Raw genomic sequence first — 24263 nt, forward strand, 5'->3', positions numbered from 1 at the left:
TACCAGCCTAGTTCTTCTGCCGCCGGGCACGTTAGCTGTAGGTTGGGCGGCATGATGAAGATCGCGGCGGAGCCGCTGGCCGCGCTGCGAGCCCGGACCAGCGCGAAATGGCAGACCTACCCGGCGGACGTCCTGCCGCTGTTCGTGGCGGAAATGGACTATCCGCTGGCCGAGCCCGTGCAGCAGGCCATCATTCACCGGGTCCTGGCGTCGGACACGGGTTACATTGCCGGCCCGGAACCGGTCGCCGGTGCCTTTGCCGGGCACGCCGGGCGGACCTGGAACTGGGCGGTGGATCCCGGGGACGTGCGGACCACCACCGACGTCAGCGTGGCCATCGTCGAGTGTCTGCGGCAGGCGGTTCCGATGGACGGCAGCGTGGTCATCACCCCGCCGGTCTATCCGCCCTTCTATGAGCTGCCGCCGGAAGCCGACGCTTCGGTGGTGGAAGTTCCACTGCTGCTCACGGGGAGGGGCTGGCAGCTGGACCTGCCGGCGCTGGAACGCGCGTTTGCCAAGGGAGCCGACGCCCTGCTGCTGTGCAATCCGCACAATCCGCTGGGCCTGGTGCATTCGGCTGAAATCCTCCGGGCGCTCGCCGACCTGTCGGCCAAATACGGAGTGGCCGTGATCAGCGATGAAATCCATGCTCCGCTGACCTACGCGCCGGGCTCGTTCACGCCTTACCTCTCCGTCTCCGCGAATGCCCGCGAGTACGGCCTGTGCGTGACCGCAGCCAGCAAAGCCTGGAACATTGCCGGCACCAAGTGCGCGGTGATGGTGGCCTCCAGCGAACGCACCCGGCTGCAGCTGGACTCCATGCCGGACGAGGTTGCCGCTCGGACCAGCATTCTGGGCCTGCACGGCACCGTGGCCGCGTATAACGACGGCGGGTCCTGGCTGGAGGCCGTCATGGCCGCGCTGGAGGAGAATCGCCGGCTGCTCGGCGAGCTGCTGGCGGCCCGGCTGCCCGGTGTTGTGTACCGTCCGCCCGCCGCCGGATATCTGGCCTGGCTGGACTTCCGGGGGGTCGGCTGGGGTGAGGATCCGGCTGCCGTGGCCCTGGAACGGGCCCGGGTGGCGCTGGAACCGGGGCACCGGTTCGGGCCGCAGGGCAGCGGCTTCGCCCGGTTGAACTTCGCCTGCTCCCCGGAGGTGCTGGCCGAGGCGGTGGAGCGGCTGGCACGGGTGCGGGCGTCGTCGTCGGACGGGACCGCCTAGATGACCACCGGCCGGCCTGAATGAAGGACAGCGATAGGCTTGTTGGCCAGGGGCGAAGATAGAGACCGCCAAGCACATCACCGTGAACGGCGGGAAATACCGTAAGAAGGCAGGCAAACGGAATGGACCCGACCACCAACTACTGGGCGCTGTTTGCCATCCTTTTCCCGTGGGGCCTTTTCCTTTGCCTCGTGGGGATCCTCACCTACCGGAAAAAGTTCCTTCGGTTTCTGGCGGTAGACGACTTTTTCCCCGGTAAGCCTTCGCTGGCCACCACCTATCTGGGTACCTTCATCATGCTGATAGCCTCTGCCCATTTTGTCTTGGTTGCCGACCTCGAGGCCCTGACGGTGCCTTTTGGCCTGGCACTGTTTACCAGTTGGCTGCTCGGCGTTGGCGGAATATTTTGGATGCCGAAATTCCTCCAGCCGGCATGGATGAAGGAAGCCGATCGGTTGATGGCGCGGGGCGAAGATCTGTTCGCCAAGAGGTTCCTGCAGGGAGGAAGCTAGGCGAAGTAGACGCCGATCCGGTTGCCGTCGATCTCCTCGATGCGGATGTCGATGTCGTAGATGTCCCGCAGCACCTCCGGCTGCATGATCTTCACCGGCGGCCCCTGGTGGATCAGCCGGCCCTCGCGCATGGCAATAATGTCGTCGGAGTAGCAGGAGGCGAAGTTGATGTCGTGGATGACCAGCACCACGGTTTTGCCGAAGTCGTCGGTGAGCCGGCGCAGCAGGCGCATCATCTCCACCGAGTGCTTCATGTCCAGGTTGTTCAGCGGTTCGTCCAGCAGCAGGTAGTCGGTGCCCTGGGCCAGGACCATGGCGATGAACGCGCGCTGGCGCTGTCCGCCGGAGAGCTCGTCGACAAACCGGTCGGCCAGGGCCGTCAGGTCCAGATAGGCCATGGCCTCGTCGATGAAGGCCTTGTCCGCGATGGTCGGGCGTCCGCCGTTGTGCGGGTAGCGGCCGAAGCCCACCAGATCACGCACGGTAAGGCGGACCGTGAGCTGGTTGTCCTGGCGCAGGATGGCCATTTTCCGGGCCAGCTCCTTGCCGCCGGTGGCGCTGACATCCAGACCGTCCACCAGCACCGATCCGCTGTCCATGCGCAGCAGCCGGGAAATCATCGACAGCAGGGTGGATTTGCCGGCACCGTTGGGCCCGATGATCGAGGTGATGCCGCCTTCCTTGATGTCGGCGCTGACGCCGTCGACCACCAGTTGGTTGGCATAGGACTTGGAGACGCCGGTTATGGAGATCATTTGACGTTGCCTCTCAGCAGCAGGATAAGGAAGACGATGCCGCCGACGAATTCGATGACTATGCTCAGTGCCGTGTCGAACGCGAAGATCCGTTCCAGGACCAGCTGCCCGCCGACCAGGGCGATGATGCCGAGCAGCACGGCGATGGGCAGCACCGCGGCGTGGCGGAAGTGCGAGCACAGCTGGTAGGCCAGCGAAGCGACCAGCAGGCCGAAGAACGTCACCGGGCCCACCAGGGCGGTGGAGACGGCGACCAGGACGGAGCAGATGATCAGCGTTGACGTCACTGCCTTCTTGTGGTCGACGCCGAGGTTGACGGCCATGTCCCGGCCCAGGGCGAGGACGTCGAAGGAGCTGCGCATCCGCCAGGCCATGATGCTGACCAGCGCGACGGCGATGGCTGAGTAGCCCAGCAGGGCACCGTCCACGTTGTTGAAGGAGGCGAAGAACAGGTCCTGCAGGATGATGAACTCGCTGGGATCGATCAGCCGCTGGAGCAGGGACGAGAAGCCCCGGAACATGGTGCCGAAGATGATTCCCACCAGCAGCATCAGGTGCAGGGACTTGCCGCCGCCGGTGAACAGCCAGCGGTAGAGCAGGAAGGAGAAGCCCACCATGAGCACGAGCTCGATGATGAAGAGCACGGGCTCGGACATCGTGAGCACGGCCTGGCCGCCGATCACGAACACCAGGGCGGTCTGCAGCAGCACGTACAGGGCGTCAAAGCCCATGATCGACGGCGTCAGGATGCGGTTGCAGGTCACCGTCTGGAAGAGCACGGTGGAGACCCCGACGGCGTAAGCCACCAGGATCATCGACGCCACCTTGACGGCGCGGCGCGGCAGGATGTAGCCGAGGTTTCCCCGCAGCTCGATGGTCATGAACACCGCGACGAGGGCTGCCGCGGCAATTCCCAGGGTGATGATCCAGAACTTCGGCGGCAGAGAGCGCACCGGGTGCCGGCGGGAGGAGACCATCGCCGTCGGCAGCGGGTTGGAATTAGCCACGGGCGGCACGCTTTCGCAGGAGCAGGTACAGGAAGAGGACGCTGCCGATGGCAGAGACGATCACGCCCACCGGAATTTCGTATGGGTAGCGGATGGTGCGGCCGATGATGTCGCAGGCCAGGACAAAGCCGGCGCCGAAGACGGCGACCCAGGGCACCGCCCGCCGGACGTTGTCGCCGATCATCAGGGAGACCAGGTTCGGCACGATCAGGCCCAGGAACGGAATGGAACCCACGCTGACGACGACGACGGCGCTGATCAGGGACACGATGACCAGGCCCAGCATCATCACGCGGTTGTAGTTCAGGCCGAGGTTGGTGGTGAAATCGGCGCCCATGCCCGCGACGGTGAAGCGGTCGGCGGCGAGGTAGCCGATCACCGTCAGGATGCCGACGATCCAGAGCAGCTCATAGCGGCCCCGCAGGACGCCCGAGAAGTCTCCGACCATCCAGCTGTTCAGGGTTTGCAGCAGGTCGGTGCGGTAAGCGAAAAAGGTGGTGACGGCGGAGATGACGCCGCCGAGCATGATGCCGACCAGGGGAACGATCAGCGTGTTGCGCATCGGCAGGCGGCGCAGGATGAGCAGGAACAGTGCGGTTCCGGCTGCCGCGAACAGGGTGGCGGTGGACATCTTCATGATCATGGAGGCGCCGGGAAGCAGGACGGTGACCACCAGGATGCCCAGGGATGCGGACTCCACGGTGCCGACGGTGCCCGGTTCCACGAACTTGTTGCGGGCCATCAGCTGCATGATGAGCCCGGCGACGCTCAGGGCCATGCCGGCGAGGATGATGCTCAGGGTGCGGGGAACGCGGCTGACCCAAAAGACCTGCCACGCCACGGGATCCCCGGCCAGCAGCGAGGGCAGCGAAACGTCGCTGACCCCGATGAACATGCTCGCCACAGCCAGCACGAAGACCGCTGCGGACCCCAGCGCCAGGCTGGCCGCGGTACGCGGAAACCGCCGTCGTCGGGTGACGGCGGCGGAAGTGGAGGGCGGGGGCAATGCGGGGGGAGAAGCGGGGCCTGGGGCAGGCGCGGCGGGAGCGCTCATGAGAAAAGTCCGGTCTCGCCTTAGGTTCCGGCAGCGGTGCCGGAACCTAAGGCGGTGAAAGGGATGTTAGGAAATACCGTTCTGGACTTCGGTGACCATGCTGTCCACGTTGGTCAGGCCGTAGCCCACGAGGTACCAGCTGTTGGCGTCCAGCGTGGTGATGCGGTCGTTCTTGGCGGCGTTGGTGCCGTTGACCAGTTCGTTGTCCAGCACGGCAACAGCTGCCTCGCCGCTTTCGCCGACTGCAGTGTCGCGGTCGATGACGAACAGGTTGTCGGGGTTCTTGGTGGCGATGTATTCGGCGGTGACGGACTCGCCGTGCTTGCCTTCGGACTTGATCTCCGCGACCGGAGTCACGCCGAGGACGTCGTGGATGATGCCGAAGCGGGAGCCGGCGCCGTAAGCAGTCATTTCGCCGCCGCTGGTCATGACGACCAGGCCGGTTCCTGCGTCAGCTGCAGCGGTTTTGGTCTCTTCGATCCGCTTGTCGATGGCGGCGAGCTTCTCGTCAGCGGCTTCTTCCTTGTCGAAGATCCGGCCCAGCGTACCCGTTGCTTCCTTGAAGGAAGCCATCGGATCAGCCGCATCAACGCTCAGGTCGATGGTGGGCGCAATCTTGCTCAGTTCCTCATAGGAGGCAGCAACACGGCCCGAGATGATGATCAGGTCCGGTGCGCCTTCGCTGATGGCTTCGAAATCCGGTTCCTTCATGGAGCCGATCTTCGTGTAATCATCACCGGCGAACTTGGAGAGGCTGTCGGGGAAGTTGGCTGCCGGAACGCCGTCGACATCAACGTCGAGGGCATCCATCGTGTCGAGGGCACCCAGGTCGAAGGTGTAGACGGTTTCCGGGTTCACCGGAACTTCAGTGGTTCCCTGGGCATGCTCAACGGTGACGTTGGTCGGCTCGGGAGCTTCTTCGGCGGTGGCGGCCGTCTCGGCTCCGCAGGCGCTCAGCGCGAGGAGAGAGGCCAGCGCGGTGCCCGCGACGATGCGGGACTTGAGGGTGTTTTTCACAGTAATGGGCTCCAGCTGCTTGGGTCCGGGTCCGCGCGGCGGAGAAAACCCCGCAACCGGAAACGGAAAAAATGCCAATAGGACACAGAAGTGTTTGCTAATCAATGCGCGCCCCTGAAAACTATCTGTTAGGTAAGGCTAAGGCAAGTTAAGCGCAGCACATTTCGTTATATCGCCTCCCGGCACCCGGGTAGCCGGAGCCAATATTGGCACTCGCCTTGACCGAGTGCTAACCGTTGCATAAGTTAGGAACCAGCACTCTCCCAGTGAGGGTGCTAATTCCTGAGGGAAGCGCCATCCGGCACCGCGACGACGGCCAGCGCCTACCGACGGTCCACATCCGTTAGTAACTACGCAAAGGAGAGCCCGAGTGTCGGTCTCGATTAAGCCCCTTGAGGATCGTATTGTTGTCCGCCCCCTCGAAGCCGAGCAGACCACTGCTTCCGGCCTCGTCATCCCGGACACCGCCAAGGAAAAGCCCCAGGAGGGCGAAGTTGTCGCAGTAGGCCCCGGCCGCGTTGACGACAACGGCAACCGCGTTCCCGTGGATGTTTCCGAAGGCGACGTCGTCATCTACTCCAAGTACGGCGGAACTGAAGTCAAGCACGGCGGCCAGGAATACCTGGTGCTGTCCGCCCGCGACGTACTGGCCATCGTCGTTAAGTAGTTGAAAAAGGAAGACCCCGGCCAATCTGGCCGGGGTTTTCTGATGCAGGTGCAGATGTAGCTGTCGGAAAGGACACACACATGGCAAAGCAATTGGAGTTCAACGACTCCGCCCGCCGCTCGCTGGAGGCCGGCGTCGACAAGCTGGCCAACACCGTCAAGGTGACCCTCGGCCCGCGCGGCCGCAACGTAGTGCTCGCCAAGACCTGGGGCGCTCCCACCATCACCAACGACGGCGTGACCATCGCCCGCGAGGTGGAGCTGGATGACCCCTACGAAAACCTCGGCGCCCAGCTGGCCAAGGAAGTAGCCACCAAGACCAACGATGTTGCCGGCGACGGCACCACCACGGCAACCGTCCTGGCGCAGGCACTGGTCAAGGAAGGCCTGCGCAACGTTGCTGCCGGCGCAGCTCCGGGCCAGCTCAAGCGCGGCATGGAAATCGCCGTGGAGGCAGTTGCCGCACGGCTGCTGGAAAACGCCAAGGAAGTTGAAGGCAACCAGGTTGCGCACGTCGCTGCCATCTCCGCGCAGAGCATGGAGATCGGCGAACTGCTGGCCAAGGCTTTCGACACCGTCGGCAAGGACGGCGTCATCACCATCGAGGAATCGTCCTCGACGCAGACCGAACTGGTCATCACCGAAGGCATGCAGTTCGACAAGGGCTACCTGTCCCCGTACTTCGTGACCGACGCCGAGCGCCAGGAAGCCGTCCTCGAGGACGCGCTGATCCTGATCAACTCCGGCAAGATCTCCTCCGTCGCCGAGTTCCTGCCGCTGCTGGAAAAGGCGCTGGGAACCTCCAAGCCGCTGTTCATCATCGCCGAGGACATTGAGGGCGAAGCCCTGTCCACCCTGGTGGTCAATAAGATCCGCGGAACGCTGAACGTCGTGGCCGTCAAGGCTCCCGGCTTCGGCGACCGCCGCAAGGCCATGATGCAGGACATCGCCACCCTTACGGGTGCGCAGGTTGTCTCGCCCGACCTGGGCCTGAAGCTGGACCAGGTTGGCCTCGAGGTGCTGGGCTCCGCCCGCCGCATCACGGTCACCAAGGACAACACCACCATCGTTGACGGTTCCGGTTCGGAATCCGACGTGGCGGACCGCGTTGCCCAGATCCGCGCCGAAATTGAGCGCACGGATTCCGACTGGGACCGCGAGAAGCTGCAGGAACGCCTGGCCAAGCTCTCCGGCGGCATTGGCGTCATCAAGGTCGGTGCAGCCACCGAGGTTGAGCTGAAGGAAAAGAAGCACCGCATCGAAGACGCAGTGTCCTCGACGCGTGCAGCCCTGGAAGAGGGCATCGTGGCCGGCGGCGGTTCCGCACTGGTCCACGCAGCCAAGGCCCTGGACACCGATCCCGAGGTTGTTAAGCTCGAAGGCGACGCCGCCACCGCTGTGGGCCTCGTCCGCCGCGCCCTGGCGCAGCCGCTGCGCTGGATCGCCGAGAACGCCGGCGCCGAAGGCATGGTTGTTGTCGCCAAGGTCACCGACCTGGAGGTCAACAACGGCTTCAACGCCGCAACCGGCGTGTACGAGAACCTGATCGAGGCCGGCATCATTGACCCGGTCAAGGTCACGCGCTCGGCGCTGCGCAATGCCGCGTCCATCGCGGCACTGGTTCTCACCACTGAAGCCCTCGTGGTGGAGAAGCCGGCCGACGACGAAGAAGATCACGGACACCAGCACTAAGTAACGGTTGGAGCCCCGGTGCCGCAGCGGAATTCCGCTGCGGCACCGGGGCTTTTTTCGTTTCGGCCCCGCCGCCGGGGACGACGGCGGACGTGCCGCCCCGGGGGAAGGCACGGGGGAGGGCACGGGGGAAGGCACGGTCGAATCCCGCTCTCGGCGGGCCGGGAAGGAAGGGCTGTGACCGATGCCACCCGTAAGGTTTTGGAATAGGGACGGGCGGTCTTTCGTTTTAGGATGTAGGTGAGCCAACCGGTCCCTTTCCGGTTTTCCCTCCATCCCTCCGGTCCTTCGCGAAAGAGGCGTAGTTTTGAGCCAGCAGTCCCCAGAGCATGACCCGTTCGGCTTCATTGGCCTGACGTACGACGACGTCCTGCTGCTGCCCGGCCCCACGGACGTCATCCCGTCCGAGGCGGACACGTCTTCGCGCCTGTCCAAGCGGATCACTGTGCACACGCCGCTGCTCTCCGCGGCCATGGACACGGTGACGGAATCCCGCATGGCGATCGCCATGGCACGCCAGGGCGGCCTCGGCGTGATCCACCGCAACCTCTCGATCCCGGACCAGGCCGAGCATGTGGACCGCGTCAAGCGCAGCGAGTCCGGCATGATCACCAATCCGGTCACCATCGCCCCGGACGCCACCCTGCTGGAACTGGACGATCTGTGCGCCCATTTCCGCGTTTCCGGCCTGCCGGTCGTGGACGAGGACAACAAGCTGCTCGGCATCGTGACCAACCGCGACACCCGCTTCATCCCGCGCGCCGATTACCCCCGCCGCCTGGTCAAGGAGGTCATGACCCGGATGCCGCTGATCACCGGCCGGGTTGGGATCAGCGCCGAGGAAACCGTTGAACTGCTGGGCAAGCACCGCATCGAGAAGCTTCCCCTGGTTGACGACGACGGCCGCCTGCAGGGCCTGATCACGGTCAAGGACTTCGACAAGGCCGAGCAGTACCCGCTCGCCACCAAGGACGAGGAAGGCCGGCTGCGCGTCGGAGCCGCCATCGGTTTCTTCGGCGACGGCTACGAGCGCGCCATGACCCTGGTCGAGGCCGGCGTCGACCTCCTTGTCGTCGACACCGCCAACGGTCACAGTGCCGGCGTGCTGGAAATGATCGCCCGCCTGAAGAAGGATCCGGCAGTCGCGCACGTGGACATCATCGGCGGCCAGGCCGCCACCCGCGAAGGCGCGCAGGCCCTCATCGATGCCGGTGCCGATGCGATCAAGGTCGGCGTCGGTCCGGGCTCGATCTGCACCACCCGCGTCGTTGCCGGCGTCGGCGTCCCCCAGATCACCGCCATCTACGAGGCCTCCAAGGCCGCCATCCCGGCCGGTGTGCCGCTGATCGCCGACGGCGGCCTGCAGTACTCCGGCGACATCGGCAAGGCCATTGTGGCCGGCGCCGACACCGTGATGCTCGGCGGCCTGCTCGCCGGTGCCGCGGAGAGCCCGGGCGACCTGGTGTTCGTCAACGGCAAGCAGTTCAAGTCCTACCGCGGCATGGGCTCCCTGGGGGCCATGCAGAGCCGGGGCAAGAACACCTCCTATTCCAAGGACCGCTACTTCCAGGCGGATGTGCCCTCCGACGAAAAGCTGATTCCGGAGGGCATCGAAGGCCAGGTGCCGTACCGCGGCCCGCTGTCCGCCGTCGCCCACCAGCTGGTGGGCGGACTGCGCCAGACCATGTTCTACACCGGTGCACGCACCATCGCGGAACTGAAGCAGAAGGGAAAGTTTGTCCGGATCACTCCGGCCGGACTGAAGGAATCCCATCCGCACGACATCATGATGACCGCCGAGGCGCCGAACTACGGCACCCGCCGCTAAACACCCGGTTCTCGTCGAAGGGCAGCCGCTGCGCACCACGCAGCGGCTGCCCTTCGGGGTTTAGGGCCCTGGGCCGCCGGGGTTCGGGGCACCGCGCCCATGTGCCGCCCGAACCGCCCAAAACCCGCCGGAACCCCCGCCCGAAACCCGCCCCGCCGGCACCAATACCGGGCGCTTTCGGGCCGACGACGCGCACTGGGATAACCTAGGGGTGTGAGTAACGAGATTGAAATTGGCCGTGGCAAGCGTGGGCGCCGAGCCTACTCCCTCGATGATGTGGCGATTGTGCCGTCCCGGCGTACCCGGGACCCGCAGGACGTTTCAATCAGCTGGCAGATAGATGCCTATGAGTTTGACATGCCGGTGATGGGCGCGCCGATGGATTCGGTGATGTCACCGGCCACCGCCATCGCCATGGGGCGGTTGGGCGGACTGGGCGTGCTGAACCTGGAGGGACTGTGGACCCGCTACGAGGATCCGCAGCCGCTGCTGGATGAGATCGCGGTCCTGAGCGAAGACAACTTCAACCCCGCAGCGACCCGCCGGCTGCAGGAAATCTACGAAGCGCCCATCCAGGCTGAACTGATCACTTCGCGCCTGGCCGAGGTCCGGGAAGCCGGCGTCACCGTCGCCGGATCGCTGACGCCGCAGCGCACCCAGGAGTTCTACAAGACCGTCCTGGCTGCCGGCGTGGACATCTTCGTCATCCGCGGCACCACCGTATCGGCAGAGCATGTCTCCAAGACGGTCGAGCCGCTGAACCTCAAGCAGTTCATCTACGAACTGGACGTTCCGGTCATTGTGGGCGGCGCCGCCGGCTACACCCCGGCGCTGCACCTGATGCGCACCGGCGCCGCGGGTGTCCTGGTGGGCTTCGGCGGGGGAGCGACCACCACCACCCGGCGCGCGCTGGGCATCCATGCTCCGATGGCGACCGCCATTGCTGACATTGCCGAAGCGCGCCGGGACTACATGGACGAGTCCGGCGGACGCTACGTGCACGTGATCGCCGACGGCGGCATGGGCACCAGCGGCGACATCGTCAAGGCCATTGCCATGGGGGCCGACGCCGTGATGCTCGGTTCCGCGCTGGCCCGCGCCGAGGAAGCACCGGGCCAGGGATGGCACTGGGGCCAGGAGGCCCACCACAGCGAGCTTCCGCGCGGCGACCGGGTCCGGCTGGACACCGTGGGACCGCTGCAGGAAGTCCTCTGGGGACCCTCGCACCACACCAACGGCACGTCCAACCTGATGGGTGCCCTCCGCCGCGCCATGGCCACCACCGGATATTCGGATGTGAAAGCGTTCCAGCGCATCGAGGTCTTGGTTTCTCCCTACCTATCCAACATGTAGTTGCCTAGAGTTGCAGGGAGCAGCTGCAGGGGAGCGCAGCGGGGGCAGGATCCAGAGAGGAAATCTTGACTATGAGCAAAGATGCACTCAGCCCGGACAACCGGGAGGACGCCCTGGCCGCACTGCGTTCCACTGCGGAGCCCGGCGGTGAACTGGATATCCTGATCGTCGGCGGCGGCGTGGTCGGCGCCGGTGCCGCGCTGGACGCAGTGACCCGAGGGCTGAAGGTCGGCATGGTGGAGGCCCGGGACTGGGCCTCCGGCACGTCGTCGCGCTCCTCCAAACTCATCCACGGCGGGCTGCGCTACCTGGAGATGCTGGACTTCGCGCTGGTCTCCGAAGCCCTGAAGGAACGCGGCCTGCTCATCCAGCGGATCGCCCCGCACCTGGTGCGGCCGGTGCCGTTCCTGTACCCGCTGACCCACCGCTTCTACGAGCGCCCCTACGTGGGCGCCGGCATCATGCTCTACGACACCATGGGCCTGACCTCGGGTAACTCCCGCGGCGTGCCCAGGCACAAGCACCTCACCAAAAAGGCAACGCTGCGGGCCGCGCCCAGCCTCAAGGATGACGCCATGATCGGCTCCATCCGCTACTACGACGCCCAGGTCGACGACGCCCGGTACGTCGCCAACATGGCCCGCACCGCGTCGCACTACGGCGCCGTGGTGGCCAACCGGGTCTCCGTGGTGGACTTCCTGCGCGAAGGCGAGCGTGTGGTTGGCGCCCGGGTCAAGGACACCGAATCGGGGCGGGAATTCGACGTCTTCGCCCGCCAAGTGGTGAACGCCACCGGCGTCTGGACCGATGAGACCCAGGCCATGGTGACTGACCGCGGCCAGCTGAAGGTTCGGGCATCCAAGGGCGTGCACCTGGTGGTGCCCCGGGACCGGATCCAGTCCACGGTCGGCATGATCCTGCGCACCGAGAAGTCGGTCCTGTTCGTGATTCCGTGGGGCCGGCACTGGATCGTCGGCACCACCGACACGGACTGGCACCTGGACAAGGCCCATCCTGCCGCGACATCGGCCGACATCGACTACCTCCTGGACCATGTGAACAAGGTGCTCAAGACGCCCTTGACGCGGGAAGACGTTGAAGGCGTGTACGCCGGGCTGCGTCCGCTGCTCGCGGGGGAAAACGACTCCACGGCCAAGCTTTCCCGCGAACACGTTGTCGCCCATCCGGTCCCGGGTCTTGTGGTCGTTGCCGGCGGGAAATGGACCACGTACCGGGTGATGGCCAAGGACGCGGTGGACGAGGCGGCACGCGCCCTGGACGAAAAGGTACCTGAAAGCTGCACCTCCACCATCCCGCTGCTGGGCGCCGTGGGCTACAAAGCGGCCTGGAACCTCAGGCACCGCACAGCCGAGCACTACGGCGTGCATGTGGCCCGGGTGGAGCACCTGCTGAACCGCTACGGATCCCTGGCGACCGAGGTGCTGGAGCTCATCCGTGAAAACCGTGAGCTGGGGGAAGCACTGCCCGGAGCTGATGACTACCTGCGGGCGGAAGCAGTCTATGCAACCACCGCCGAAGGCGCCCGCCATGTGGAGGATGTCCTGGCCCGCCGGACCCGCATTTCCATCGAGTCCTGGGACCGGGGGGTGTCCGCCGCGCCCGTCGTGGCCGAGCTGATGGCCCCCATCCTGAACTGGGACGAGGAACGGGTGATGCAGGAAGTGGCCCACTACCAGGCTCGGGTGGAAGCGGAACGGCTCAGCCAGGAACAGCCCGACGACGTGTCGGCCGACGCCGCCCGCCTCAGGGCCCACGACATAACGCCGCTGGCCTGAGGTGGACTCGGAGCTCTCCCTGACCGCCAAGGGCGCGGTCCTGACCGTGCCCGACATGGTCATCCTCGAACTGGAAGCCGCCGACCGCACCGATGCGGCAGCGCAGCTCGCCGAGCGGATGTACCGGCAGGGACGCATTCGCAATCTGGAGGCGTTCCTGGAACAGGTGAATGCCAGGGAGCACCAGATGGCCACCGGACTGCCCGGCGGCATTGGCATGCCGCATGCGCGCAGCGAACACGTGGTGGAAACCTCGATCGCCGTGGGCATCACGCGGTACGGCCACAGCATTGATTTCGGCGCCTCGGACGGTCCGGCCACGGTGATACTGCTCATAGCCACGCCCGCCGGCGCCTTCTCGGAACACCTGGAAGTCCTGGCCACCCTGGCCCGGTCGTTGTTCCGCCCGGCCTTCCGGGAGTCGCTGCGGCGGGCCCACGATGCCGAAGTCATTTCGGAACTGATCAATTCCTCGCTGGTGTTTTTTGACCACTGACGGCCGCCCGGGCTCCGAACGAGGCGGCGGCCTGCGCGGGCCGGAAGGCATTGGGTTTTCTACACGCTGACGAAGTACGGTTAAGGCGTGCTGAAAACTGCCCTGCAACTCCGCTGGATCGCCGCGCTGCTCTTTGCCCTTGCGATCTCCACGGTCTTCGTCCTCCTAAGCCAGTGGCAGTTTTCGACGGCGGAGAGTGACCTCCCGGCCTCGACCGACCGCACCGAAGCGGTACGGCCGCTGACCGAAGTCTTCACTCCGGGCGTGGAACTGTTCGGAACCACCGCCGACCAGATGGTCTCGATGACCGGGTCCTTCCGCACCGACGACACGGTGCTGATCGACAACCGGCTCTACGACGGGGAGGAAGGCTACTGGGTGGTCACCGCCTTCGCCGTCGACGGAGCACCCGGAGAGGCCGTCATGCCGGTGGTCCGCGGTTGGATTGCCGACCCCGACGACGCTGTTCCGGCGCCCTCCGGCGAGGCCGCCGTCGTCGGCCGCCTGCTGCCTCCGGAAGCGCCCGTGGCGCAGCCGGCAGAGGACGGGATCCTGCCCAGCCTGGCCAGTGCCGAGCTGATCAATGTCTGGGACACCCCGGGATATTCGGCGTTCGTGACCGCAGACTCGGTCACCGTGAACGGGGAAGCCGCGGAGGCCGGGGACATGCGCGTCGTGGACGTGGATGCCCAGCCGCAGGAAACAACGGTGAACTGGATGAACATTTTCTACGCCCTGGAATGGGTGGTGTTCGCCGGGTTCTCCGTGTTCCTGTGGTGGCGCCTGGTTGCCGATGCCCACCGCCGTTCCCTCGAGGACGACGAATACTACGACGACGATGAATACGACGACGACGACGACGACGACGACAACGACGGCGATGGCGGCGGCCAGCCTGCCGGCCGTCCGGCCCCAAGCAGTGAGGTACAAAAGTGAGCGATCCAGCCCCCGCAGCAACCAAGAGGCCACGCCGGAAGAAGCGCCGGTTCGGCGGCACCCACGCCCAGATACGGTCGGCCCTGACGTTTTACAAGGTGTCCTCGTACGTCACCGGCGTATTCCTGCTGCTGCTGTGCATCGAAATGATCCTCAAGTACGGCATGAAAATCGAAGAGATTTCAGTGGGACCGCTGAACCTCTTCACCGGCGTCCTCATCGCCCACGGCTGGCTGTACGTGGTCTACCTGCTGGCCGATTTCCGGCTGTGGCAGCTCATGCGCTGGCCCTTCTCCAAGTTCGTCCTGATCGCCCTGGGCGGTGTTGTTCCCTTCCTCTCCTTCATCGTGGAGAGCCGGACGCACAAGCAGGTCCTGGCGGAGCTGGCGGCCCATCCGGAAGCGGCCAAGCGCTACTGACGCGCCTTCGGGCTGCTGAATCCGGCGGCATCGGGGCCGCATCGCGCCGCAGTCGCCGATGCGGCCGATGTGCGGCACCGATGCTCCGGCGACTATCCTTGAACCGTGACTAATTCCGCGACCCCTCCCATTGAAGAGCGCCCTGTCCTCGTTGTGGACTTCGGCGCCCAATACGCCCAGCTCATTGCCCGCCGGGTACGCGATGCAGATGTCTATTCCGAGGTGGTTCCCCACACCTACACCACGGAACAGATCCTGGCGAAAAACCCGGCAGCCATTATTCTTTCCGGCGGCCCCTCCAGTGTTTACGCGGAAGGCGCTCCCGCCGTCAGCGAAGGCCTGTTTGAAGCAGGCGTTCCCGTCCTGGGCATCTGCTACGGGTTCCAGGCCATGGCGAATGCCCTCGGCGGCACGGTCGCGAAGACCGGCCTGCGTGAGTACGGCTCCACCGACGCCACCGCAGTGAACGGCTCGCGTTCCATCCTGGAGGGCACCCCGGACCACCAGAACACCTGGATGAGCCACGGTGACAGCGTCCAGGAAGCACCCCCAGGATTCGATGTCCTGGCCACCACGGCCGGCGCCCCGGTTGCAGCCTTCGCCAACGAGGAAAAGCGCCTCTACGGTGTCCAGTGGCACCCCGAGGTCAAGCACTCCGCACACGGCCAGTCAGTGCTGGAAAACTTCCTGTTCAAGGGCGCCGGCCTGGAACCGAGCTGGACCACCCGCAACATCGTTGAGGAGCAGGTCGAGCGCATCCGTGCCCAGGTGGGCAACTCCCGCGTCATCTGCGGCCTTTCCGGCGGCGTCGACTCCGCCGTCGCGGCTGCCCTGGTGCAGCGCGCCGTCGGCGACCAGTTGACCTGCGTCTTCGTGGACCACGGCCTGCTGCGCGAGGGTGAAGCAGAGCAGGTGGAACGCGACTTCGTGGCGTCCACCGGCGTCAACCTCTACGTCGCCAACGAGCAGAAGCGCTTCCTCGAAGCCCTCGCCGGCGTCACCGACCCGGAGACCAAGCGCAAAATCATCGGCCGCGAGTTCATCCGCGCCTTCGAGGAGGCCGAACGCGCCATCATGGCGGAAGCCGCGGCCGCGGGCGAACCCATCCGCTTCCTGGTCCAGGGCACCCTGTACCCGGACGTCGTCGAATCCGGCGGCGGTGAAGGTGCAGCCAACATCAAGAGCCACCACAACGTCGGCGGCCTGCCCGAAGACCTGAAGTTCGAGCTCGTCGAGCCGCTGCGTGCCCTGTTCAAGGACGAAGTCCGCGCCGTGGGCGCCCAGCTGGGCCTGCCGGCGGAGATCGTCGGCCGCCAGCCCTTCCCCGGCCCCGGCCTGGGCATCCGCATCATCGGTGAAGTCAACCAGGAACGCCTGGACCTGCTGCGCCGTGCCGACGCCATCGCCCGCGCCGAGCTCACGGCAGCCGGCCTGGACAACGAGGTCTGGCAGATGCCGGTCGTGCTGCTGGCTGATGTCCGCAGCGTCGGCGTGCAGGGGGACGGCCGCACCTACGGCCATCCGATCGTCCTGCGCCCGGTCTCCAGCGAGGACGCCATGACCGCTGACTGGTCACGCCTGCCCTACGACCTGCTGGCACGCATCTCCAACCGCATCACCAACGAAGTCGACGGCATCAACCGAGTCGTTCTGGACGTCACGTCCAAGCCGCCGGGAACCATCGAGTGGGAATAGATTGATCACGGGGGACAGCCGACCGGCTGTCCCCCGCGTTGCTATGCCGGGGAAAGCCGGTAGGAAGCGATAGTTTGGAAGGTATGCCAATTTGGTCAAGAACGCCGCGCGGAAGTGCAGAAAAGAGGGCACCAGTGTCTGAGCAGAATCCCGAGGACAATGCCTCGGACTTCCTGCTGCCCTGGCTGGGACAACTGGGACAGCAGGCCGGAACGGACACGTTGCTCCATTTCACCCCCTCAGCCTCCAACAGCATCGACCTGACCCACGCGCATCCCTCGGGCCTGGCCCAGCTGCTGGCAGGACGCCGGACCCGGCTGTCCACGCTGCTGCGCGACTCGGAGCAGTACGGGGCCGCGATGAAGGCCGGGCGCCTCCTGCGCGCCAAGATCTACGAACTGGGCACCGACCGCGGGATCGACGTCGGATACCTGGCGGCGGGCACGGCCTCCTGGCGCTACGCCGACGACGACGCCGTCCGCCCGGAATCGCTGACCGCACCGGTGCTGCTGACCCCGGTGTCGCTGACCGTGCATCCGTCGCAGGACGACTATGAGCTGCAGCTGACCGACAAGGCAGCGCTGAATCCGGCGTTTGTGCGGCACCTGCAGCAGGAGCAGGGCCTGGACATCGACGTGGAGGCCCTCGCCAGGCTGGCCTACGGCACCGCGCGCTTTGACCCCCATCCGGTGCTGGAGAAACTGCGGGCCGTCACCGAGGGCGTCCGCGGCATCAACATCGAGCACCGGCTCCTCGTCTCCACCTTCGCCGATCTCTCGGACCTCGCCGACGACGCTGCGCTGGACCCCGCCCACCCCATCCTGCGGGGCCTGATGGACGCCGCCCGGGGGAAGAGCACTGCCGCCCCCGATGCCACCGACCCGGGGCTTCCGCCGCTGGACGACCGGCTGCCTGCCGATGAGCTCCTGCTGCTGGACGCCGACCGCGAACAGCAGGACGTCCTGGACCTGATCCTGGACGGCCAGTCCCTGGTGGTTTCCTCACCGCCCGGCACCGGACAGACGCAGACGGCGCTCAACGCCGCTGCGGCGCTGGTCCACGCCGGAAAATCGGTCCTCGTCGTTGCGGAACGCCGCGGCACGCTGAACCAGTTTGTCTCCGAGCTCGACGCGCTGCACCTGGGCTCCGCCGTCCTCCAGCTGAATGCCGGGCTCACCGAGCAGCAGCTGAAGGACCAGCTGGTCCGCGCCATTGTCCGGAACGAGAAGGCTGCCGCGCCTGAGCTGGAGAGCCTGCACAAGGTCCTCCTGTCCAACCGCCACCAGCTGCGCGACCATGTGAAGTCGCTGCACAACGTGCGACGCCGCTGGGGCTGCTCTCCCTATCAGGCCATGCAGTCCCTCGCCGAGCTCACCTCCATGACGCCGGCTCCCGCAACGACCGTCCGGCTCAAGCGCAGCGTCCTGGACAGCATCACTGACCGCACCGAACTGACGGGCCGGCTCCGCCGGGCTGCCGAATTGGGCAGCTTCAGCCGTGCCGCCACCAGCAGTCCGTGGTTTGGTGCCAAGCTGCTCAACCGCAAGGAAACCGAAGAGGCCTACGAGCTGACGCAGAGCCTGGCCCGGGATCTTCCCGAGCTGCGCGCCAAGGTCCAGGCCGTTGCCGAGCATTCGCAGATCCGCCTGGGCGAGACCTTCGCCCAGTGGGGCGAGCAGCTGGAACTGCTGGTTGCCGTGCGGGAAAGCCTCGACAAGTTCACCCCGGACATTTTCGACCGTCCGGTCAGCGACCTGATCTCCGCGACCGCGTCCTCCTCCTGGCGCCGTGAGCGTGCCGTGGACATGAGCTCCATGACCCGCTCCCGGCTGCGCCGCGTGGCGAAGGAGTACATCCGGCCGGGCGTGCACATTTCGGACCTGCACTCCTCGCTCGTCGAGGTGCAGCAGCAGCGCGCCGTGTGGGCCCACTATGCCACCACCCAGCGCCATCCGTCAGTGGCCACGGGCCTTGCGGACATCAACCGTTCCTACATCACCGTCAAGGAACAGCTGGATACCCTCACCGGGATCCTCGACGGCACGCCGGCCAAGCCGGATCTTGCCGAGCTGACACTGGACGAGCTGGAAAAGCAGCTAGATGCGCTGGCGGGGGACCGTGAAACCCTCGAAACCCTGCCCGAGCGGACCCTCCTGCTCGACGAGATGCGCGGCCAGGGTCTGGGTGAACTGCTGGACGATCTGGAAGCCCGCGAAGTCCTGCCCCGCCAGGTGGGCTACGAACTCGAACTCGCCTGGTGGCAGTCCGCGCTGGAGGCGATGATCAGCGGCGACGATTACCTCGCCATGAGCGACGGCGACAGCCTCCGCCGGCTCGAAGCCGAATACCGGCTGGCTGACAACGCCCACATCGCCTCCGGCAGCGCCCGGGTGCGGTCTGCCCTGGCCGACCGCTGGCGCCGCGGAGTCAAGGCCGCAGCCTCCGACGCCGCGACCCTGCGGGATGCCATCAAGAACGGGCCCCTGGCGCTGCAGGACCTCTGCTTCCAGTCCGAGGAGCTCGTTTCCGCACTGCTGCCCATCTGGGCCGCAAGCCCGCTGGTGCTGCCCATGGTGCTGCCCGGGAACCGGACCTTCGATACCGTCATCGTGCTGGACGCCGAGTCAACCTCGCTCCAGTCCGCCGTGCCGGCACTGGCCCGGGCCACCCAGGTTGTTGCCTTCGGCGACGGCCAGCTCGGCGGACCGCGTCCGTTCACCATCGGCGTCGAAGCGGTGCGGCCGGCGGGGGAGCAGCACGACCTCGTCAGTGCGTTCGAAGCCCTGACCCAGGTTCTGCCGACCCGGACCCTGTCCACCGTATACCGCGGCACGGACCGGGACCTGATGCGTCAGCTGAGCCGAAGCTTCTATCAGGACCGGCTGACCACACTGCCGAGCGGCAGCGAGGTTTCCTCGGACGATGGTGCGCTGACCGTGGAGTATCTGGCGGACGGCACGGGTATGCCCAGCGCCGACCATGAGGGTGTCGAAAGTGTCGCAGCCGAGGTCAACCGGGTTGTGGATCTGGTCTTTGAACACATCCGCCGCAGGCCGCACCAGTCGCTCGCCGTCGTCACCGCCAGTCCGCGGCACGCCGTGCGTGTGGCTGAAGCGATCCGCGTGCAGATGGCCAATTTCCCCTGGGCCGCCGACTTCTTCACGCCGGGCAAGGAATCCTTCCGCGTGGTTCCGGTGGACCGCGCCGCCGGCCTGGTGCGGGACTGCGTGATTTTCTCGCTCGGTTTCGGGCGGACCCCGCACGGACGCGCACTGCACAACTTCGGCCCCCTGTCGGCATCCGACGGCCGCGGCAAGTTCCTCACCGCCATGACGCGGGCGCGGGCCAAGCTGCATGTCCTGACCTGCTTCCAGCCCGAGGATCTGGACAAGTCGCGGCTCGGCTACGGCGCCCTCGACTTCTACGAGCTCATCAACCGTGAGCTGAGCCCGTCCGCCCGGACCGGCGCAGTCCGAAGCTCCGATGCAGCGGTTACCTTCACCGGTTTCTCAGGCATTGACGGCGCAGGCGGAATCATGGAAGAGGACGCCTTGGTGGCCGATCTGGTCAACCGGCTGCGGGCCCGCGGCGCGAAGGTCTGGGACCACTATCAGGGGGCCATCGACATCGTGGCCACCGTTGACCGCACCGGCGGCGAGAGTGATCCCACGGTACCCATGGCGATCGAATCCGACGGGACCGAGCGGTACCGGACCATGAGTGTTCGGGAGCGCAGCCGGTTGCGGCCGCAGCTCCTGGAACGGCTGGGCTGGCGGTACATGCCGCTGTGGACCATTGAGGTCTTCAGCGACCCGTCGGCCTGCGCGGATCTGGTGGGGCGCTACCTGAACCTGCCGGCGCCGAGGGACGGCGATGAAAAGGCCGGCCGGTCCGTTGCCCCCGCGCGGGGATCGCTGGCGCGCCGCGGTAGCCAGTCCGTCGTTCCCCACGGCAGCAGCCGGAGCCGGGAACGCGATACCGTTGCAGAGGACAAGGAGACCGGCCCGCAGGCGCCCAACCAGGAGGCGCACCGGCCGTGACCCCGCGGAAGCCGCACCGGCGGGCCAGCGGCGGAACCCCGCCGCCCCGGCCCCCGGCTCGGGGCGCCCCGGCGGCGCCGTCAACTGCGCCGGCAACTGAGCCGGCCGCTGAGCCGGCGGCGCCGGCCGGATCTTCGCCGCCGGCCGAACCGTCGGTACTGAAGGCCAAGGCCGCTGACGATGATCCGCGGGTCTGGGGCGATTCTCCCGAGGACCGCGACTCCTGGCTGCTGGAGCAGCGTCCGCCGCACTGGGACTGAGTTTCCGGCGGGGGACCATCAAATGCAGCGGACATCGAATGCAGCGGACGATCAAATGTCGCAGCACGGCGGCGGGGTCAGCCGCCGGTCAGGATCAGGTGGAGGTTTCCGCTTCCCGATGAGGCGGCCAAAGCCGCTGCCTGATCGGGAAGCGCGGCCAGGACCACCACGGCGCCGCTTTCCTGCGATCCGGGCCACGATGAGGCGCCGTCCGAGCCCGTCCACAGGACCGGGGCATCCGCTGCCAGCACTGCAGGGGCGCCTCCGGCCTGCTCTGCGTCCGGACTTCCGAGGACAACATCCACGAGCTGGCCGGGCGAGAGCAGCTGCACGATGGCAGGGTCCGCAGGGCGGACGGACACGGCTACTGTGCCGGGCGGAGCGCCGGTCAGGAGCCCCGTGCCCACCAGGGAGGTTTGCATCAACGGACTGCCCTGTTTCAGGGGCGTGGCGAGCCGCCGGCCGGTCACCGCATCCACGGCGGCGAAGGAACCGGGCGGAACGGCTGCTGACGCTGCCGGGACAGCACGCAGGTCCTGCGCGGTGAGCAGTGCTCCCGCGGGGAGATCGGCAGCGGCGACCACCAGCGAAACCTCACCCGGGTCCGGCGGCAGCAGGGCCTGAACGGCGGTACCGGCAGCCGCGCAGCACAGCAGGGCGGCAAGCAGGCGCCGCCGGCGGACCATGAAACGCCGCAGTCGCATCATCAGGGAAGAGCCGGGGCCGGGACGCGGCGCAGAAAAAGGAAGCACGGTCCGACCCTAGGAGCCGATGCGTGTTGGAGCAGGGTGTCCCCGCCGGACGGTGGATATGTTCCGTTCCGGACCCGGCAGAAACGCGCTGGGGAGGAGCTGCTGCGCGCAGGAGCTACTTTGCGGAGGAACCGGTTCCCGATGCTGCTCCGGCAGTGGGTGCGGCAGAGGAGCCCGACGAGGACTGGGCCGGCGAGGCTGCGGCTCCGGAGGAGCTGTCGGACTTGGCCGGAGCCGCCGGAACGCTGTTCTTGGCCTCGCGTGAATCAGTGCGGTAGAAGCCCGATCCCTTAAAGACCACGCCTACGCTGTTGAACTTCTTGCGCAGGTTTCCGCTGCAGGAAGGGCAAACGGTCAGGGTGTCGTCGGTGAAGGACTGCTGGATGTCGAAAGCGGAACCGCAGTCCTTGCAGGCATAGGCATATGTAGGCACTGTTACTTACTCCTCCTGAGAACCAAGATGTCAGGCCCCTGGCCCGGCTGGACGTCGAATAACGGCAGCTGGCACTCGGTGGCCTTGAGTGCTAACTATACACCGGGCGCTGCGCCAGCCCGGTCCACCCCGAGGGCGTCAGTACCGCGTCCATCGGCTCGTCGAAGGGATCTGGCGTCCAGTGGCCGGCGGGCGCCAGTTCATGGTCGTACACGATGCCCACCGCCGGAGCGGGGTTGCCGCCCGACCGAAGCTCCGACAGGAACCGGTCGTAATAACCGCCGCCCTTGCCCATTCGCACGCCGTTCCGGTCGACCGCGAGGGCGGGCACCAAAAGCAGGTTCAGGTCCGGCAGCTCGGCGGGGGACAGGCGCGGCCCTGCGGGTTCCGGAACCGAGGGGAAGAGTCCCGGAAGGAGCGGTGTTCCGGGTTTCCAGCGGCACCAGGAGAGCCTGCGGTCCGGCTCGCAGACGGGGACGACGACGTCGTACCCCATCTCCAGGAGGTTCTCCAGCAGCGGCGCGGTCCCCGGTTCACGGCCCGTTGACAGATAGCCGGCGACAGTGCTGCCCGGCCGCACCAGGTCCGGAAGAACCGCCGCTGCATGGCCGGCCAGGGACCGGCCGGCAGCGAGCGGGGCATCCGGCGGCAATTCCCGGCGCAGCCGCCGGTACAGCTGCCGGGCCAGTTCCTTGGAGGTGGGGGCAGCGGGGTTCGTCATGTTTCCATTGTCGCAATAGTCCCAGCCGCAACAGATTGCGTTTTGGTGAAAAGAGGCTGTGCTTCTGTACTCTTACGGACATGACTTCACGCGCGACCGTAACCAAAGCCGTAATTCCCGCCGCCGGGCTGGGTACCCGATTCCTGCCGGCCACTAAAGCCATGCCGAAGGAAATGCTCCCCGTGGTGGATAAGCCCGCCATCCAGTACGTGGTGGAAGAGGCCGTCAATTCCGGGATGTCCGACATCCTGATGATCACCGGCCGCAACAAGCGGTCCCTGGAAGACCATTTCGACCGGGTTCCGTTCATCGAAAAGACACTTGAAGACAAGGGTGATCTGGAACGGCTCGCCATGGTCCGGGCCGCGTCTGAGCTGGGTGAAATCCATTACCTCCGCCAGGGCGACCCCAAGGGCCTGGGACATGCGGTCCTGCGCGCGAAACTGCATGTGGGCAACGAGCCCTTTGCCGTACTGCTCGGCGACGACCTCATCGACGCCCGTGATGACCTCCTGAAGCAGATGGTGGAGGTCCAGGCCAAGACCGGCGGTTCCGTGGTTGCCCTCATTGAGGTTGAACCTTCGCAGATCAGTGCCTACGGCTGCGCCGACATCTCCGTCGTTGAGGGTGAAGACTACGTCCGGGTCAACAAGATGGTGGAAAAGCCTGCCGTTGAAGAGGCTCCGTCCAACCTCGCCGTCATTGGCCGCTATGTGCTGCACCCGTCCGTGTTCGGCGTGCTGGAGGAAACCGGCCCCGGACGCGGCGGCGAAATCCAGCTGACCGACGCCCTGCAGACCCTTGCCGCCCAGGAAGAGGGGGAGGGTGCCGGAGTCTACGGCGTCGTCTTCCGCGGGCGCCGGTACGACACCGGTGACAAGCTCAGCTACCTCAAAGCAGTGGTGACCCTGGCCTCCGAGCGTGAAGATCTGGGCCCGGACCTGCGCGAGTGGCTCAAGAGCTTCACCGGTACGCTCGAAAGCTGATGCCGTGTGGGGGTCGGCCCTTTGGCCGGTGACGCTGGAATGCGGCGATCTGGGGCTGCGGCCCATCCGCTACCGCGATCGTCGGGAATGGACGGCCCTCCGCATCCGCAACGCCAAATGGATGGCGCAGTGGGAGGCGAGTAATCCGCTGCCCGGCGGTGAGCTGCCAACCTATGCGGCCATGGTGCGCAGCCTGAACCAGCAGGCCCGCGAGGCCTCGGCGCTTCCGTTCCTGATCACCGAACGCCGCGGCGGGCTGCGCACGCCGCCAGCGATCGTCGGACAGCTGACTGTCTCGACGATTGTGTGGGGTTCGGCGCGCATGGCCACCCTTGGCTACTGGGTGGATGAGGAGCGGGCAGGCCGCGGGATAGCGCCGACGGCGGTGGCCCTGGCGACTGACCACTGCTTTGGCGTGCTGGGGCTGCACCGCATGGAAATCAACATCAAACCGGACAACAGGGCGAGCCTGCGGGTGGTCGAAAAGCTGGGCTTCCGGGATGAGGGGCTGCGGGAACGGTACCTGCACATTGCCGGACAGTGGGCGGACCACCGCAGCTTTGCGCTGACCACTGAAGACGTGCCGGATGGCCTGCTGACTCGCTGGCTGGCCCGGTGACGGCC

General features: G+C 66.4%; 22 protein-coding genes. 15 read left to right on the forward strand and 7 right to left on the reverse strand.

Annotation, left to right across the window (positions count from 1 at the left end; genetic code table 11):
* Positions 1-51 precede the first annotated feature (51 nt).
* Together QNN99_RS03065 and QNN99_RS03070 are read left to right on the forward strand one after the other, a co-directional pair.
* Positions 52-1221: a MalY/PatB family protein gene (locus QNN99_RS03065; RefSeq protein ID WP_331461755.1), complete on the forward strand. Its 1170-nt coding sequence runs from the start codon at positions 52-54 to the stop codon at positions 1219-1221.
* A 122-nt stretch (positions 1222-1343) separates the two neighbouring features.
* Complete coding sequence (locus tag QNN99_RS03070) at positions 1344-1733, forward strand: hypothetical protein (RefSeq protein ID WP_229964918.1); 390 nt, start codon at positions 1344-1346, stop codon at positions 1731-1733.
* On the opposite strand, the gene QNN99_RS03075 is transcribed toward QNN99_RS03070, so the two are convergent.
* The 4 genes from QNN99_RS03075 to QNN99_RS03090 form a co-directional block, all read right to left on the reverse strand.
* On the reverse strand, positions 1730-2488 hold the full coding sequence (locus tag QNN99_RS03075; RefSeq protein ID WP_229964919.1) for an iron ABC transporter ATP-binding protein: 759 nt from the start codon (positions 2486-2488) through the stop codon (positions 1730-1732). The genes QNN99_RS03070 and QNN99_RS03075 overlap by 4 nt on opposite strands.
* Positions 2485-3495, reverse strand: a complete 1011-nt coding sequence (locus QNN99_RS03080; RefSeq protein ID WP_229964920.1) for an iron chelate uptake ABC transporter family permease subunit — start codon at positions 3493-3495, stop codon at positions 2485-2487. The genes QNN99_RS03075 and QNN99_RS03080 overlap by 4 nt, the downstream gene beginning before the upstream one ends.
* Complete coding sequence (locus QNN99_RS03085) at positions 3488-4549, reverse strand: ABC transporter permease (protein WP_269439122.1); 1062 nt, start codon at positions 4547-4549, stop codon at positions 3488-3490. The genes QNN99_RS03080 and QNN99_RS03085 overlap by 8 nt, the downstream gene beginning before the upstream one ends.
* Positions 4550-4615: 66 nt before the next feature.
* On the reverse strand, positions 4616-5566 hold the full coding sequence (locus QNN99_RS03090; RefSeq protein WP_229964921.1) for a siderophore ABC transporter substrate-binding protein: 951 nt from the start codon (positions 5564-5566) through the stop codon (positions 4616-4618).
* A gap of 370 nt (positions 5567-5936) precedes the next feature.
* On the opposite strand from QNN99_RS03090, the gene groES reads away from it, so the two are divergent.
* The 11 genes from groES (at position 5937) to QNN99_RS03145 (ending at position 20747) form a co-directional block, all read left to right on the forward strand.
* The gene (gene groES, locus QNN99_RS03095; protein WP_152219702.1) at positions 5937-6233 is read left to right on the forward strand and encodes a co-chaperone GroES; all 297 of its coding nucleotides are present in this window, start codon (positions 5937-5939) and stop codon (positions 6231-6233) included.
* Between the two features lie 80 nt (positions 6234-6313).
* Positions 6314-7924 carry a chaperonin GroEL gene (gene groL / locus QNN99_RS03100; protein WP_229964922.1) on the forward strand — a complete coding sequence of 537 codons (1611 nt, stop codon included), beginning with the start codon at positions 6314-6316 and terminating at the stop codon, positions 7922-7924.
* A 307-nt stretch (positions 7925-8231) separates the two neighbouring features.
* Positions 8232-9752, forward strand: coding sequence for an IMP dehydrogenase (guaB, locus tag QNN99_RS03105; protein WP_229964923.1), 1521 nt, complete (start codon positions 8232-8234; stop codon positions 9750-9752).
* A 213-nt stretch (positions 9753-9965) separates the two neighbouring features.
* On the forward strand, positions 9966-11105 hold the full coding sequence (locus tag QNN99_RS03110; RefSeq protein WP_229964924.1) for a GuaB3 family IMP dehydrogenase-related protein: 1140 nt from the start codon (positions 9966-9968) through the stop codon (positions 11103-11105).
* A 71-nt stretch (positions 11106-11176) separates the two neighbouring features.
* Positions 11177-12901 (forward strand): glycerol-3-phosphate dehydrogenase/oxidase, encoded by a 1725-nt coding sequence (locus QNN99_RS03115; protein ID WP_229964925.1) that lies wholly within the window; start codon positions 11177-11179, stop codon positions 12899-12901.
* A gap of 55 nt (positions 12902-12956) precedes the next feature.
* Complete coding sequence (locus QNN99_RS03120) at positions 12957-13397, forward strand: PTS sugar transporter subunit IIA (RefSeq protein WP_229965062.1); 441 nt, start codon at positions 12957-12959, stop codon at positions 13395-13397.
* 87 nt (positions 13398-13484) lie between these two features.
* Positions 13485-14333 (forward strand): SURF1 family protein, encoded by an 849-nt coding sequence (locus QNN99_RS03125; protein ID WP_229964926.1) that lies wholly within the window; start codon positions 13485-13487, stop codon positions 14331-14333.
* Positions 14330-14752 carry a DUF3817 domain-containing protein gene (locus tag QNN99_RS03130; RefSeq protein ID WP_229964927.1) on the forward strand — a complete coding sequence of 141 codons (423 nt, stop codon included), beginning with the start codon at positions 14330-14332 and terminating at the stop codon, positions 14750-14752. Before QNN99_RS03125 ends, QNN99_RS03130 begins: the two co-directional genes overlap by 4 nt.
* Positions 14753-14857: 105 nt before the next feature.
* A complete protein-coding gene (gene guaA, locus QNN99_RS03135; protein ID WP_229964928.1) occupies positions 14858-16447 on the forward strand; it encodes a glutamine-hydrolyzing GMP synthase in 1590 nt (529 codons plus the stop codon).
* A gap of 83 nt (positions 16448-16530) precedes the next feature.
* Positions 16531-20487, forward strand: coding sequence for a DUF4011 domain-containing protein (locus tag QNN99_RS03140; protein WP_229964929.1), 3957 nt, complete (start codon positions 16531-16533; stop codon positions 20485-20487).
* Positions 20484-20747 (forward strand): hypothetical protein, encoded by a 264-nt coding sequence (locus tag QNN99_RS03145; protein WP_229964930.1) that lies wholly within the window; start codon positions 20484-20486, stop codon positions 20745-20747. Before QNN99_RS03140 ends, QNN99_RS03145 begins: the two co-directional genes overlap by 4 nt.
* A 77-nt stretch (positions 20748-20824) precedes the next feature.
* Here the strand turns inward: QNN99_RS03145 and cpaB are convergent, their stop codons facing one another.
* From cpaB to QNN99_RS03160, 3 genes are all read right to left on the reverse strand, one after another.
* Complete coding sequence (gene cpaB / locus QNN99_RS03150; protein WP_229964931.1) at positions 20825-21499, reverse strand: Flp pilus assembly protein CpaB; 675 nt, start codon at positions 21497-21499, stop codon at positions 20825-20827.
* Positions 21500-21614: 115 nt separating this feature from the next.
* Complete coding sequence (locus QNN99_RS03155; protein WP_229964932.1) at positions 21615-21932, reverse strand: FmdB family zinc ribbon protein; 318 nt, start codon at positions 21930-21932, stop codon at positions 21615-21617.
* Positions 21933-22023: 91 nt separating this feature from the next.
* Entirely contained in the window at positions 22024-22653 is a 630-nt protein-coding gene (locus QNN99_RS03160) for a 5-formyltetrahydrofolate cyclo-ligase (protein WP_229964933.1), read from the reverse strand.
* Between the two features lie 80 nt (positions 22654-22733).
* On the opposite strand from QNN99_RS03160, the gene galU reads away from it, so the two are divergent.
* Positions 22734-23639, forward strand: a complete 906-nt coding sequence (galU, locus tag QNN99_RS03165) for a UTP--glucose-1-phosphate uridylyltransferase GalU (protein WP_229964934.1) — start codon at positions 22734-22736, stop codon at positions 23637-23639.
* A 4-nt stretch (positions 23640-23643) separates the two neighbouring features.
* Positions 23644-24258: a GNAT family N-acetyltransferase gene (locus QNN99_RS03170; protein WP_229964935.1), complete on the forward strand. Its 615-nt coding sequence runs from the start codon at positions 23644-23646 to the stop codon at positions 24256-24258.
* The last annotated feature ends 5 nt before the right edge of the window (positions 24259-24263 follow it).

This window comes from Arthrobacter sp. zg.Y820 (assembly GCF_030125555.1).
GTDB lineage: Bacteria > Actinomycetota > Actinomycetes > Actinomycetales > Micrococcaceae > Arthrobacter_B.

Coding starts and splice junctions, on each gene's coding strand:
- QNN99_RS03065 (WP_331461755.1), top strand. CDS start 52: ATGATGAAGATCGCGGCGGAGCCGCTGGCCGCGCTGCGAGCCCGGACC.
- QNN99_RS03070 (WP_229964918.1), top strand. CDS start 1,344: ATGGACCCGACCACCAACTACTGGGCGCTGTTTGCCATCCTTTTCCCG.
- QNN99_RS03075 (WP_229964919.1), bottom strand. CDS start 2,488: ATGATCTCCATAACCGGCGTCTCCAAGTCCTATGCCAACCAACTGGTG.
- QNN99_RS03085 (WP_269439122.1), bottom strand. CDS start 4,549: ATGAGCGCTCCCGCCGCGCCTGCCCCAGGCCCCGCTTCTCCCCCCGCA.
- groL (WP_229964922.1), top strand. CDS start 6,314: ATGGCAAAGCAATTGGAGTTCAACGACTCCGCCCGCCGCTCGCTGGAG.
- QNN99_RS03115 (WP_229964925.1), top strand. CDS start 11,177: ATGAGCAAAGATGCACTCAGCCCGGACAACCGGGAGGACGCCCTGGCC.
- QNN99_RS03120 (WP_229965062.1), top strand. CDS start 12,957: ATGGTCATCCTCGAACTGGAAGCCGCCGACCGCACCGATGCGGCAGCG.
- QNN99_RS03140 (WP_229964929.1), top strand. CDS start 16,531: ATGCCAATTTGGTCAAGAACGCCGCGCGGAAGTGCAGAAAAGAGGGCA.
- QNN99_RS03160 (WP_229964933.1), bottom strand. CDS start 22,653: ATGACGAACCCCGCTGCCCCCACCTCCAAGGAACTGGCCCGGCAGCTG.
- galU (WP_229964934.1), top strand. CDS start 22,734: ATGACTTCACGCGCGACCGTAACCAAAGCCGTAATTCCCGCCGCCGGG.